The 13,844-nt window shown below is 68.2% G+C and carries 11 protein-coding genes; all 11 read left to right on the top strand.

What is annotated here, in order from left to right; all coding sequences use genetic code 11:
- Window positions 1–208 precede the first annotated feature (208 nt).
- The 11 genes from AB4061_RS08165 to AB4061_RS08215 all read left to right on the top strand — a co-directional run bounded on the left by AB4061_RS08165 (window position 209) and on the right by AB4061_RS08215 (window position 13,594).
- Window positions 209–658 carry a DNA-binding response regulator gene (locus tag AB4061_RS08165; protein ID WP_441632583.1) on the top strand — a complete coding sequence of 150 codons (450 nt, stop codon included), beginning with the start codon at window positions 209–211 and terminating at the stop codon, window positions 656–658.
- Window positions 659–757: 99 nt separating this feature from the next.
- A complete protein-coding gene (locus AB4061_RS08170) occupies window positions 758–1,069 on the top strand; it encodes a hypothetical protein (protein ID WP_441632584.1) in 312 nt (103 codons plus the stop codon).
- 650 nt (window positions 1,070–1,719) lie between these two features.
- A complete protein-coding gene (locus AB4061_RS08175; protein WP_441632586.1) occupies window positions 1,720–2,388 on the top strand; it encodes a phosphatase PAP2 family protein in 669 nt (222 codons plus the stop codon).
- A gap of 126 nt (window positions 2,389–2,514) precedes the next feature.
- Entirely contained in the window at window positions 2,515–3,924 is a 1,410-nt protein-coding gene (locus AB4061_RS08180) for an undecaprenyl-phosphate glucose phosphotransferase (RefSeq protein WP_441632588.1), read from the top strand.
- A 127-nt stretch (window positions 3,925–4,051) separates the two neighbouring features.
- Window positions 4,052–4,303 (top strand): acyl carrier protein, encoded by a 252-nt coding sequence (locus AB4061_RS08185; RefSeq protein ID WP_441632590.1) that lies wholly within the window; start codon window positions 4,052–4,054, stop codon window positions 4,301–4,303.
- Window positions 4,300–5,499, top strand: coding sequence for an acyl-CoA dehydrogenase family protein (locus AB4061_RS08190; RefSeq protein ID WP_441632592.1), 1,200 nt, complete (start codon window positions 4,300–4,302; stop codon window positions 5,497–5,499). The genes AB4061_RS08185 and AB4061_RS08190 overlap by 4 nt, the downstream gene beginning before the upstream one ends.
- Window positions 5,500–5,509: 10 nt before the next feature.
- A complete protein-coding gene (locus AB4061_RS08195) occupies window positions 5,510–6,514 on the top strand; it encodes an amino acid--[acyl-carrier-protein] ligase (RefSeq protein WP_441632594.1) in 1,005 nt (334 codons plus the stop codon).
- Window positions 6,514–7,506 carry a DUF1839 family protein gene (locus tag AB4061_RS08200; RefSeq protein ID WP_441632596.1) on the top strand — a complete coding sequence of 331 codons (993 nt, stop codon included), beginning with the start codon at window positions 6,514–6,516 and terminating at the stop codon, window positions 7,504–7,506. Before AB4061_RS08195 ends, AB4061_RS08200 begins: the two co-directional genes overlap by 1 nt.
- 11 nt (window positions 7,507–7,517) lie before the next feature.
- Window positions 7,518–10,142, top strand: a complete 2,625-nt coding sequence (locus AB4061_RS08205) for a glycoside hydrolase family 2 protein (protein WP_441632598.1) — start codon at window positions 7,518–7,520, stop codon at window positions 10,140–10,142.
- A gap of 279 nt (window positions 10,143–10,421) precedes the next feature.
- A complete protein-coding gene (locus AB4061_RS08210) occupies window positions 10,422–11,144 on the top strand; it encodes a Crp/Fnr family transcriptional regulator (protein ID WP_441632600.1) in 723 nt (240 codons plus the stop codon).
- Between the two features lie 41 nt (window positions 11,145–11,185).
- Window positions 11,186–13,594 (top strand): polysaccharide biosynthesis tyrosine autokinase, encoded by a 2,409-nt coding sequence (locus AB4061_RS08215; protein WP_441632851.1) that lies wholly within the window; start codon window positions 11,186–11,188, stop codon window positions 13,592–13,594.
- The last annotated feature ends 250 nt before the right edge of the window (window positions 13,595–13,844 follow it).

Consider the following 13,844-nt stretch of genomic DNA (forward strand, 5'->3'; position numbering starts at 1 on the left):
TGGGCGCGCGCAGTGGCGCCCGGCGGCCCAGAGCACCAGCGACTCCATCCTCTGCAACACGCTGCCTCATCCGAATGCACGAGGCGGCGTAGTGCTGCACTTGCTACCCTGATCAACAAACAAGTGGCTCTCGCGGGAAGCCGGTCCCGGCACTCGCTGGCTAAGCGCACCTCGCGCAACCAACGCAACCCGCTGTCGCCCACAGCCGATGACAACGCTCCTGCTTGCCCACAACATGATGCTGCGACGAGGTGTGCTGCGGCACCTCCGCGAGCTTGCCGCGCTCGCCCCCGTGCTATCGCATACCCCCGAATGGCTGCTGGAGGCGACCCCAGCCGAATTACCGCCGGGGCCCATCGATTTCGCGCTGCTTGACTGCAGCGGCACCGATACCGATTCGTTCCGTCTGCTCGATGCACTGCACTCCCGCCTGGCGCCCCGGCGCTGGCTGGTCATGTGCGAGACCCCCGACCCCGAGTTCGCGCGCTACGCCGCCGGCCTTGGCGCTAGCGGCTGCCTGCCGGTGCCAGCCTCGCCCGAGCAAACGCGGGCTGCGGTGGCGCTGGTGCGCGCCGGGGGCCAGTGTTTTCCGCGCCGGGCCTTTGCCATGCCACCGTCCTCCCCCATCTGTTCAGGTGGGTCTACGGCAAGGGGATGATGCGCGCGCCACTGCGACTGCCTATGCTGAACGTGCACGGGTCATGAAGCCGGGACGCTCAATGTCAAGCCGGCCACCGCGCGATGCACAGGGGGTCGTATGGAAAACGGGCTGGATATCCTGGTCGTGCGCGGCTTTGCCGTGCCGGAGGGCCGGGGCAAGTGGGCGTGCTGCTACGAAATCAGGCTGACTACCGGGCGCGACGAACCGCTGCTGTATCGCGGAGAGTTGCATGGCAGGCGCTACACCTGCGAGGCTGCTGCGATCGCGGCAGCTACCTTTGCCGGTGAGCAGGAAGCACGCAGGCAGGTGGCATCCGTGCGGGCCGGACTGCTTGCTCGCCACGAGTACTGCGTGGTGGTGGCAAGCGAACCGGCGCTGGAGAGCGTGCATGAGCCGGCGCCCGGCTAGGCCGTGGCCGCTAGCCAGGGCATCCCGGTAGCAGTGCGGGATGCCACCGGCTGTTCATCCGCCACAAGACAACGAGAGTAAGGCAAGAGGGGGCGACGACGAGCGCGTGTTCGGGGGACCGGAGCTTTTCCGGTGCGCATGCCGGCAGGGATGCGCGCACGCGCGTTTCGGCCGCAGCGCATGCTGCGCCGGATCTTGATGGCCACGGTTGAGCCGGCTGGCAGAGGCGGCAAACCGTGGCCTGTTTCTTTTCCTGCCTGCGCTGGCCGCCCGCATAATTGCCGAAATCCAAAGGCGCCGCACAAAAAAAGAGTCCGCCGACCGGGGGACCATGCGGACTCTAAAGTGGCCAGCTCGATTCCGCTCGGCGGGCCACTCTCCGACGATAGCCAAACACCCGCGGTAGCTGTATCGACCAGAAGATGCAACTGCCACATGGCTGAAGGGATTGCCCGCCAGTGCCTAGGGAAACCCGCCAGCCCAGTGCGTGCTTCGCATCGCCGCATGGCCAGCGGGTGGCACCTTGGCCGCCTCATGCTTCTGGCTGGGTTGAAGCCGGCCCGAAGGCCCGCGCAGCCGGCAAGCCTGCGGGGAAGGCTGTTATGCAACTGTGTTACTTTGCTCGCGTGCTCGACCCTCCAACAGCCATCATGATTCCCTGGCACCTCATCTCCCGCTTCGGCGAAACCTCCCTGCTGCTGCCCTGCGCCGTGTTGATCGCCGCATGGCTGTTCCATGCCGGCGCCGTTGCCAGCGCGCGCCGCTGGGTGCTGAGCTTCGGCGTGACCGCCGCGGTGGTGCTGGCCTCCAAGCTGGCCTTCATGGGCTGGGGCATTGGCTGCGCGGCGCTCAACTTCACGGGGGTTTCCGGCCATAGCATGATGTCGGCGTCGGTATTGCCGGTGCTGTTCTACCTGATCGTGTCGGCTCGGCATCCTCGTCTTGCCGTTGGCGCCGGCGGGATCGGCCTGTTGCTAGCGTTGCTGGTGGGCGTCTCACGGCTGAAGCTGCAGGCGCATTCAGGCTCGGAAGTGCTGAGCGGGCTTGCGCTCGGCTTTGCCGTCAGCCTGAGCTTCATCTTCTGGGGCCGGCGGCCGGCCCGCTCGGCGCCGGCCCTGGCAGCCGTGCTGGTGGTCGTCCTGATGCTGGGCGTGTCGGCGGTTGGCGTCGCCGCGCCCACGCATCACTGGCTTGAAATCATTGCCGCCCGGCTGGCCGGGCGTGACAAGCCGTTCCAGCGCGGGCAATGGCGCGAATGGGCTGGCCAGCGCGAGGGATCCGCGGTGCTGGCTTGCCAGCCCCCCGCCCCGCTCCGCTGAGCCGGGAGGCCCGGCCCGCCAGCACGCGCCCCGAGCCCGTCTGTGCGCAAGCAAACAGACGGTAGCGCTGCCGCGGCGTAACCATGATCTGCATAGCAAGTCCGGCTCGCCGGATGGAGGCAGATCATGTCGACGGTTCGCGCATTCGTTGCCGAGAGGCAGGCCGCCCTCCAAATCCTGTATCGCTTCGCCGATGCGGCCATCGTTGCCGCCTGCGGCGCGGTGGTAGGCGAACTGCTGTTCCCCCAAGGCCTGCGTGGCGCCGCCCCGGTCCATGGCTTCATCACCGTGTTGTGCTCGGTCAGCACCTTGCTGGTGTTCCCCGCCTGTGGCCTGTACAACTCCTGGCGCGGCCGCAGCCGTGCCGCGTTGGCGGTGCGTACGCTCGCGGCCTGGGGTGCGGTGTGCATGCTGGGCCTGGTCACTGCGTACCTGATGCACCAGTCGGCCGCGTTGTCCCGGCTCTGGTCGATGGGCTGGGTCCTGAGCGTGGCCGTCATGCTGCTGGCCTCCCGGGTGGTGCTCTACGGCATGCTGGGCAGCGTGCGCGAGCTTGGCATCAATGCCAAGCGTGTGGTGATCCTGGGCTATGGATCACTCGGCCACGAGATGTACCAGCGCGTACGGAACAATCGCGGCGCGGGCTACGACGTGGCCGGCATCTACGACGAAGGCATGGAGCAGCCGGTGCCCGCGGGCGTAACGCGGCTGGATTCGCTGGAGCAGGTCTGCACGTTCGTGCGCAACAACGGCGTGCGCGAGATCTGGCTGACGCTGCCGATGGCTGCGTGCCGCGATCTCTATGACGTGGTCTCCCACTTCCGCAACGACCTGATCGACATCCGTTGGGTGCCCGACATCATGGCGGTCGAACTGCTCGGCCATCGCTTCAGCGACTTCCTCGGCCTGCCGGTCATCGACCTGAACAGCCCACCGCAGTCGGGCATCACGGGTTTGCTCAAGGGCAGCTTCGACCGCGCTTTCGCGCTGGCGGCGTTGGTCGGGCTGTCGCCGCTGCTGCTGGTGATCGCCGTGCTGGTCAAGCGCTCGTCTCCCGGCCCTGTCCTGTTCCGCCAGACTCGCCTGGGCATGGATGGCCGGCCGTTCCACGTCTACAAGTTCCGCACCATGGTGCAGCATCAAGACGCGGGCTGCGTGACCCAGGCCGTGCGCGGCGATGCACGCGTCACGCGCATCGGTGCCTTCCTGCGCCGCACCAGCCTGGACGAGCTGCCGCAGTTCATCAACGTGCTGCGTGGCGAGATGTCGGTGGTGGGCCCGCGCCCGCACGCCATCGAGCACAACGAACTCTACAAGGAAGTCATCGATCGCTACATGCTGCGCCACCGGGTCAAGCCCGGCATCACCGGCTGGGCGCAGATCAACGGCTTTCGCGGCCCGACCGACACGGTAGAGAAGATGCGCCAGCGCATCGAGTTCGACATCTTCTACATCCGCAACTGGTCCTTCCGCCTGGACCTGCACATTATCTTGCGCACGGCGCTGTATGGCTGGACGGGACGCGAGGCGTTCTGAGTCCTTCTCCCCCAGTGCGCCCGCGCCGCCAACCTACATGCAAAGTTGGTGGGCCAGCGCACCGAAACCGGCCGGTAGCTGCGGCCCAATGATGAGACCCGAGCATCCTCACCGAGGAGAACCAGTGATGAAGGCAACCATTCGACAAATTCTTGCCGAGGTGGCGCGGCTCGACGTGTCGGTAGACGCGCTCGACGACCAGGCCGATCTTTACGAAGCCGGATTGTCATCGCTTGCCACCGTTCATGTGATGCTGGCAATCGAAAACGCATTCAACATCGAGATCCCGGACGCCATGCTGACCCGGCAGCTCTTTCGCAGCGTCAACTCGCTGGCAGCGGCGGCCGAGCAGCTAAGACGGCAACAGGAGGCAGCATGAGCCCCCCCTTAGCCCGCGTGGACCTGGCACGCCCGATGGCTGCGCACAGCACTGCCGCCGAGCTGATGGCGGCGGCGCAGCTTGCCGCGCTCGAAGCGGCCAAGCACGCCGATCAGGTCGACCGCGACGCAGCGTTCCCGCACGACGCGTTTACTGCAATCCGGCAGCACCGGCTGCTTAGCGCCATGGTGCCCGCGGCGCACGGCGGCGCAGGCGCGTCGCTCGACACGGTCGCGGCCATCTGCCGCGTGCTGGGTGCGGCCTGCTCCTCGGCCGGCATGGTCTACGCCATGCACCAGATCCAGGTGGCCTGCATCGTCGAGCACGGAACAGGTAACCCCTGGCACGAGCAGTTGCTTCAACGTATTGCCTCAGAGCAATTGCTGCTGGCCTCGGCCACGTCCGAGGAAGCCATCGGCGGCGCCCTGCGCAACAGCGGCTGCGCCGTCAATGTCGAGAACGACCGATTCCATCTGCTCAAGATGGCGCCCACGATTTCCTATGGCGCGCAGTCCGACGCCATCCTGGCCACCGCGCGCCGCCATGCCGATGCCTCGCCCTCGGACCAGGTCATGGTGTGCCTGCTCAAAGACGATTTCACGCTGCAGAGCCTCAGCACGTGGGACACCCTTGGCATGCGTGGTACCTGCAGCAACGGCTTTCGCCTGGAAGCGCGCGGCGCCTGCGAGCAGATCCTGCCGGTGGCGTTCGGCGAGATCGCGGACGGCACCATGACGCCGGTTTCGCACATCCTGTGGGCCGCCTTGTGGACCGGCATCGCTGGCGATGCCGTGCAGCGCGCCAAGGCCTTCTTCCAGGGGCAGGCGCGTGCGCGCCCGGGGTCGCTTCCGCCGTCGGCCACGCGGGTGGCCGATGCGGTGGCGATGGTGCAGATGATGGAAGGGCGGCTTGAGCTCGCATTGGAGCACCAGCGCCAGCGTCACGCGGGCCTCTCGGTGTCGGCACTGTTCTCGCTCGCCGCGGAGATGAACGGCCTGAAGACCAGTGTGAGCACGATGGCGATCGAGGTGGTGCAGCAGGCGATGATGATCTGCGGCATGGCCGGCTACAAGCAAGGCACGCCTTACAGCCTCGGGCGTCACCTGCGCGATCTCTGGTCCGCGCCGCTGATGATCAACAACGACCGGATCCTGACCAATACCGCTAGCTTGCTGCTGGCCGAGCGTTCCAGCTAAGGAGCACGACATGGATGCCAACGTCAGCGTGGAAGATCGCGCCAACTCCGCGCCCGCGGACGCCGCCGCCGCGTCGGCCGCTACGCCTTCGTACAGCGATCCGCAGGCAGGCCAGCGGCGCTACCAGCAGGCATTGATCGAGGCGGGCCTGCTGATCCCGAGCGGGGTCGATGGCGTTTATGGCCGCAGCGCGGTGTTCGAGGCCATCGCGGACGGCCTGAACGTGGCCGTCACTGCGCTCGGTGCCGACCAGCGCGCGGAAGTGATGCGCTTTCCGCCCGCCATGTCGCGCGAGGATTTCGAGGCTAGCGGCTACCTGAAGAGCTTTCCGCAGCTGGCCGGCACCGTGCACAGCTTTTGCGGCAGCGATCGCGACCATCATCGCCTGCTTGCACGGATGGAGGCAGGCGAGGAATGGGCCGACGAGCAGCGGCCGACCCGCGTGGTGCTCACGCCGGCCGCGTGCTACCCGATCTATCCGGCGGTGGCGCGGCGCGGCCCGATGCCGCCGCAGGGGCTGGTGGTGGATGTGCTGTCATATTGCTTCCGCCACGAGCCTTCGATCGATCCGGCGCGCATGCAGATGTTCCGCCAGCGCGAGTACGTGCGCCTGGGCAACGCCGGGCAGATCATCGCCTTTCGTCAGCTGTGGATGGAGCGCGGCCAGCAGCTGGCTACCATGCTCGAGCTCCCGCACGAGGTGGAGGTGGCCAATGACCCGTTCTTCGGGCGTGGCGGCAAGATCGTGGCGGACTGCCAGCGCGAGCTGAAGCTCAAGTTCGAGTTGCTGGTCCCGATCAACGAGGGCGCCCCGCCCACGGCGTGCATGAGCTTCAACTACCACATGGACCACTTCGGCCAGGTGTGGACGCTGCGTACCGCCGACGGCGAGCCGGCGCACACCGGCTGCGCGGGATTTGGCATCGAGCGCCTGACGCTGGCGCTGCTGCGCCACCACGGCTTCGACCTGTCGCTGTGGCCCAAGGACGTACGCGCCACCCTGGGAGGGCTGTAATGCTCGTTGACCCGCGGAACCTGGAGCGCGGCATGCACGTGTCGCACGCCTTGCACAATGGCAATCCCGTCTGGCCGCAGACCAACTGCTATGTGGACTTGTGGATCGAGCTGCTGCACGGCTGGGAGCTGGACCCGGTTGCGGCGCTCGGATTCACCGTGTCGCAGGATTTCGAGGGCGATCAGTTCACCTTCTTCAAATACCCGCCGGACGATCTCGAACGTCTCTACGGCGTGGTGGTGCAGGAGCTGTCGCTGTATGAGTCGATGGAAGACCGCGTCGCCGGGCAGACCTGCCGCGGCCACGTGGTGCTGCTCGAGGTGGATGGATTTTACCTGCCGGACAACCGGGCTACGTCGTACCGGCGCGAGCATACCAAGACCACCATCGGCATCGACGTGATGATGCCCGAGGCGCAGTCCGTGGGTTACTACCATAACGAGGGCTATCACGTGGCCACCGGCGAGGACTACGCCGGGCTGTTCCGCCGCCTGCCCGCGCTGGCGGACGACGTGAACCTGCTGTTTCCCTATGCCGAGGTGGCGCGCCGCCGGTTCCCCTCGCTGGAAGGAACGATGCTGGTGCGCGCCTCGCTGGCGCTCTTGCGCAAGCACCTGGCGCGCCGTCCGCGCCAGAATCCCATCACGGCATTCCGCACGGCGTTTCCCGCGCATCAGGAAGCACTGATGGCCGGTGGCGAGCAGACCTTCCATCCCTACGCCTTTAGCGTGCTGCGCCAGCTGGGCGCCAACTTCGAGCTGCTCGGGCAGTACCTGCGCTGGCTGGCGCAGCATGGCCAGCCGATGCCTGAGAGCATAGCGGGCGCGTGCCAGAAGCTCGCGTCCGAGGCCATGGTGATGCAGTTCCGCCTGGTGCGCTCCATCATCAGCCGCCGCGTGGATTGCTGCCGGGATTGCCTGGACCAGCTCGAGGCCTCCTACGAGGCCGCGGTGCCGGCGCTGGCGGGCTACGTGGGCGAAGCCGAGTATTGAGGGTGCCTGCCATGCATGCGCCGCTTGGCTTGACACCCGTCCCCGGGCGGCCCGTGCACCGGCAGCCGCTCGCCGGCAACTGGGCCTTGCTGGAGACGCCCGCCGGCGCCGTGGCATCGCCCGCGGCGCTGGCCGGGCGCGGCCCGTGGATGGCGGCCCAGGTGCCCGGGACGGTGGCACAGGCGCTTCAGGCTGCGGGGCAATGGCAGGCGGCGGCACCGCGGCCGCTGCACGACCACGACTACTGGTACCGCGTGACGGTGTCCGGCGCGGGCGCGTACCGGCTGCGCCTGCACGGCCTGGCCACCGTGGCCGAGGTCTGGCTGGATGAGGTGCGCGTGCTCGACGCGCAGAACATGTTTACGGCGTTCGAGGCCGAGCTCCATCTCGATGGCGAGCATGTGCTCTGCCTGTGCTTCCGCTCGCTGCACCGCTGGCTGCGCGCGCAGCGCGGCCCGGTGCGCTGGAGGCCGCGCATGATCACGCCGCCCGCGTTGCGCCTGGTCCGCACCACGCTGCTCGGCCACATGCCCGGCTGGTGCCCAAGCGTGCACACGATCGGGCCCTGGCGCGGCATCGACCTGCTGGCGCTTGCCACCGACGCGAGCCCGCTGCTGACGGCGCGCCTGGACCTGCAGGCAAGCCTGGCCGCCGATGCCGCGCAGGGTGGCGTCATCCGGCTGCGCCTGCGCGACGTGGCATCGCTGCCGCCGGCGATGGCGATCATGCTGTGCGCCGATGGCCGCGAGGCACCCATGAAAGCCGTGGACGCGGGCACCGGCGGCATCGCCTACGAGGGCGAGCTGGCCGTGCCCGAGCCGCGCTTGTGGTGGCCGCACACGCATGGCGAGCCCGAGCGCTATGCGGTGCATCTGCGGCTGGGCGAAGAGCGCATCGCGTGCGGGCAGGTTGGCTTTCGCCGTATCGAGCTCGACCGAACCGTCCATGGCAGCACCGACGGCCTGGCGGACCGAGAAGAGGACGCCCAGGCGTTTGCGCTGCGCATCAATGGCGAGCGCATCTTCTGCCGCGGGGCCTGCTGGACCAGCCACGACCTTGCCGGCCACGCCGATGCGCCCGACCAAGTGCAGAAGTGGCTTGCGCTGGCGCACGGCGCGGGCATGAACATGGTGCGCGTGAGCGGCGTCACCTGCTACCAGGGAGAGGCCTTCTTCGACGCGTGCGACGCGCTTGGCCTGCTGGTCTGGCAGGATTTCATGTTCGCGAACTTCGATTACTCGGCCAGCGCCGAGGCCGCGCGCCCGCTGATGGCGCAGGCCACGCGCGAGGTCAGCGAGTGGCTGGCGGCGCATCGCCACCATCCCAGCGTGGCGGTGCTGTGCGGCGGCAGCGAAGCCGAGCAGCAGGCCGCGATGATGGGCACGCCTGCGGCCAGCTGGCGCCAGCCCTTGTTCGACGAGATCATTCCGGCGTGCATTGCGGCCTGGCATCCCGACGCGGTCTATGTGCGCAACTCGCCGTGCGGCGGTGCATGGCCCTTCCAGGCCGACAGCGGCGTGACGCACTACTACGGCGTGGGCGCGTACCAGCGCCCGCTTGACGACGCGCGCCGCGCCAATGTGCGGTTTACCTCGGAGTGCCTGGCGTTCTCCAACGTGCCATGCGCACGCACCCTGGCGGACGCGCTCGCGGTGCCGCCCGTGCATGATCCGCGCTGGAAGGCCCGTGTGCCGCGCGATGCCGGCAGCGGCTGGGACTTCGAAGACGTGCGCGACTACTATTTGCGAGAATTGTTCAAGGTGGACCCACCGCGCCTGCGCTACGAGGACACGGCGCGCTACCTGGCGTTGTCCCGCGCCGTGGTGGCGGAGCTGATGACCGACGTCTTCAGCGAATGGCGGCGAGCGGGCTCGACCTGCTCGGGCGGCCTGGTGTGGCAGCTGCAGGATCTGCTGCCGGGCGCGGGCTGGGGCATTGTCGATGCGCTGGCCCGGCCCAAGTCGGCTTGGCATGCCTTGCGCCAGGTGTGGCAGCCGCTGCAGGTGCTGATCACTGACGAAGGCCTCAATGGCATTCACCTGCACTTGATCAATGAGCGCGCCACGCCGCGCAATGTGCGCCTGCAACTGCAATGCTGGCGCGGCGGCGAGACCGCGCTACTCGATGTCGCGCGCGATGTGTGCCTGGCCCCGCGCTCCACGCAGCACATCAGCGGCGCCGCGCTGGCAGGGGCCTTTTTCGATTTCACATACGCCTATCGCTTCGGGCCGTGCCTGCATGACGTGGTGCGCGCCGCGCTGGTCGATCCCAGCGACGGCGCCCTGCTGAGCCAGGCCTGCTACCTGCCCGAGCGCAGCGCGGCCGCTCTCGAGCCGCCGGAGCTGACGGTGGGCGTGGCGCGCGAGGATGGCGATTGGTGGCTCACGGTATCGACCCGGCGCTTTGCGCGCTGGGTGCACATCGACGATATCGCCTTTCGCGCGGAACACGACTGGTTCCATCTCGCGCCCGGCAGCCAGCGGCGCGTGAAACTCTTACCCGATAACGGCCAGCAAGGTGGAGGCCGTGAAGGCGCGCAGGGTGTAGGCCGCGCGCAGGCAGATCCCATCCCGATGGGGGAGGTCAATGCGCTCAATGCGCGCCGCGCGATTGCCTACAGCGCGCCATGCGCCTGAAGAGGCGGAAAAACGCCAGGCGATGACGGTGCGAAGCGCCGCCTAGGTGTCATTGCCGCGCACCGGCGATGCGGCCCCGGCCGCGCTCTCACACCTACCGAAGGATGATCAGGTTTCAGCCGTGCGGCTACTGTTGGCAGGGCCACATATGGCACTTAATACAAGCACAAATGCCGTGCGAACCAGGGTCAGAGAAAAGGTGGTCGGCGCGGGTCTTCCGGATCACGGCGGGCCGGCTTCGGTCGAGGTGTTCGTACGGCTGGTCACGGGGAGAGAGTCATGATCAGTCAGCGTTCGGATCTGCACGTCAATCATGTGCTTGGCGCCTTGCCGCGCAACGATTGGGAAGCACTGTCCTCGAATCTTGAGCTGGTACGCATGCGCGCCGGGCAGTTGCTGACCGATTCCGGCCAGCGCATCCATCATGTCTATTTCCCCACGACGGCCATCGTCTCGATGCTGTCGCTGCTGGAGGACGGCGCCACCGTCGAGATCGCCGCCATCGGCAATGAAGGCCTCGTCGGCATCCCGGTGCTGACCGGTGGCGACACCATGCCCTGCCGCGTCGAGGTACGCACGCCGGGCTTTGCCTACCGCCTTTCCGCCGCCACGCTCAAACAGGAATTCACGCACTCCCCGGCCATCCAGCGCGTCACCTTGCTCTATGTGCAGGCCGTGCTCACCCAGATCGCGCAGACCGCCGTGTGCAATCGTCACCACTCGCTCAACAAGCAGCTTTGCCGCTGGCTGCTGCTGGCCCTCGATCGCATGGCGTCCAACGAGCTGGTGATCACCCAGCAGGTCATCGCCAACATGCTGGGCGTGCGCCGCGAAGGGGTGACGGAGGCCGCCGGCAAGCTGGAGGACCTGGGCCTGATCCAGCATAGCCGCGGGCACATCACGGTGCTCGACCGGCATGGGCTGGAGGCACATTCCTGTGAGTGCTACAAGCTCGTCAAGCGCGAGTTCGATCGTTTGCTGCCGGCGCTTGCCAGTGCTTGAGGCGGGAGTGGGGTTGGGTCAGGGAGATTGCCGTGAACAGGTTGACCTTTGCCGGTGCGTCGCCGGCTGCAAATGAGCCGGCGCAGCCGCGAGCGCACGGCTCGCGCGCACTAGTCGATCACCTTGGCTGGATCGTCGCGCTGACGCTCGCCGGTGGCGCCATCGGTGCCCTGGTCGCCCTGTCCATGCCGCAGCGCTATCGCGTCGAGGCACTGGTGCAGGTGGAGCCACACGACGCAGGCCAGAATGCCGGCGCGCGCGGCGCGGCGCAGGCCGGCCCCGCCGCCCCGTTCGATGCCGGCATGCTGACCAGCCGCGCAGTGGTCGGGCCCGTGGTGGAGCGGCTGCACCTGGACGTCTCGGCGGTGCCGTTGCGCGCGCCGCTGGTGGGTGCGCTGGTGGCGCGCTTTGCCGAGCCAGGGCAAGCCATGGCCCCTTGGCCGGAAAGCCTGGGCTACGCCTGGGGCGGCGAGCGCATCCAGATCGAAAGCCTGGCGGTGCCCGAGCGCCTGCTTAACGTGCCGCTGACGCTGGAGGTCCAGCCGCAGGGCCACTATCGCTTGTATGCTGGCAATGCGCTGCTGTTCGAGGGCGTGGCGGGCGAGCTGGGTGCGGGCAACGATGTGGAGCTGCAGGTGGCCAACCTCGATGCGCAGCCGGGCACGCGCTTCGAACTGATCCGCCGCGATCCGCTTTCCACTGTGGATGCCATCTCGCGCGAGCTGGTGGTGGACGAACACACACGCGACGCCGGCACGGTTCGCATCTCGTGGCGCTACCCCGATCGCAAGCTGGCCGCCGCGCTGGTCAATGGCGTGGCGCAAGCGTATATCGACAGCCAGACCACCCAGCGCCGCGACGATGCGGCCGGCAGCCTTGCCTTTGTCACCGGCGAGCTGCCGCGCGTGCAGGGCGAGCTGGAGCGCGCCGAGGCCGCGCTCACGCGCTACCGCACCCGTAGCGGCACCATGGCGCCGACCCAGGACGCGCAGTCGTACCTGAACGGCAGCATGGACTACCAGCGCCAGATCGCCGCGCTGCGGCTGGAGCGCACCCGCCTGCTGCAACGCTTTACCACCGACAGCAATGAAGTGCGCACGGTCGACACCCAGATCCAGGAGCTCAGCAAGGTGCGCCGCGACATGGACTCGCGCATGCAGAACCTGTCGGAGACGGAGCGCGAGTCCGTGGCGCTCACGCGCGACGTGAAGGTGGCCGAGGACATGTACATGACGTTGCGCAACCGGGTGCAGCAGCTCTCGCTGGTGCAGTCGGATCGCACCAACAACATGCGTATCGTCGACGCGGCGCTTCCGCCCGCCCGCCCCGACGGGGTTGGCCCGTGGCCGCTGACCGGCGGCGGCGCGCTGCTTGGGCTGTGCCTCGCGCTGGCCGGCGTGGCCGCGCGGCAGCGCTACAGGCCCTCGGTGGCCGACGCAGCCGATGCCGAGGCGCGGCTGGGCATGCCCATGCTCGGCGAGATCGCGTTCAGCAGCGAGCAGACCGAGCTCGAACACCAGTCCGAGGTGCATCGCCGCCTGGGCATGATGATGGGCTTCGCCGCCCAGCCCGCCCCGCGCCTGTATGCGCCCGCGCCTGGCAGCGCCTTGGCCGAGCCCGGCGGGTTCTCCAGCGGCGAGGCCGATCGGCTGCTGCGGTGCGGGCTGCATGACCGCTTCCTGCTGGCGCGGCGCTCGCCGCACGCGCTCGCGGTGGAGGGCCTGCGCAGCGTGCGCGCGGCCTTGCATTTCGCCGTGCGCAACGCGCCCGATGCGGTGCTGGCCGTGACCAGCCCGGCACCGGGCACCGGCAAGACCTTTGCATCCGTTAACCTGGCCGTGCTGTTCGCCGAGGCTGGCCAGCGCGTGCTGCTGATCGATGCCGACCTGCGCCGCGGCAAGGTTGCCAACTGGTTCGACCAGGCCGCCGAGCCGGGGCTGGCCGAACTGCTCGCGGGCCATGCCGAGCTCGCGGCGGTGATGCGGCCCACCGTGGTGTCGGGGCTTTCGGTGATCACCGCCGGATCGATGCCACCCAATCCCTCCGAGCTGCTGATGATGCCGGCGCTGGCCGAGACGCTGCAGGCCTGCAAGGCGCGCTTCGACCTGATCATCATCGACACGCCGCCGGTGCTGGCCGTGGCCGATGCCACCCTGGTCGCCAACCTGGCCGGCTCGACGCTGCTGGTGGTGCGCGCCGATGTCACGCCCGCCGCGCAAGTGGACGAGACGCTAAAGCGCCTGGCTCGCGCCGGGGCGCGGCTTGCCGGCGGCATGCTTAACGGCGTCACGCGCCGGCGCAGCAACCGCGCGGACTTCGCCGCGATGAGCCCGTACCTGGGGCTGCCGCTGCCGGCCGCGCAGCCTGAAGCGCTGGCGCTGGAGTCGCGCCCCGCACGGGACGGCACGGCGGAGCAGCAGGCGGGCCGTGGCTCCATGCCGGCCGCCTGATAGCCGGGGATGCCAGGGAAATCGCCATGAGCGTACCCGTTTCTGCGTGCGCCTGGACCTTGTGAAACGCCGCCTCGCAACCTGCGCGCAGCGTGCCCCGCACGTTGCGCGTTGTCATGAAAATCGCAGCCTGTGGTGGCCGATCAGGGCCGTTGGGCGGGCCGCGGCACGGATTTTGATGGCTTGTGCCAGGTCGGTAGCCGCCGGCGGGCATGGCGCACGAACACGAACTAACAACATCAGCAGGCAA

Source organism: Cupriavidus sp. YAF13 (genome assembly GCF_052113425.1).
GTDB lineage: Bacteria > Pseudomonadota > Gammaproteobacteria > Burkholderiales > Burkholderiaceae > Cupriavidus.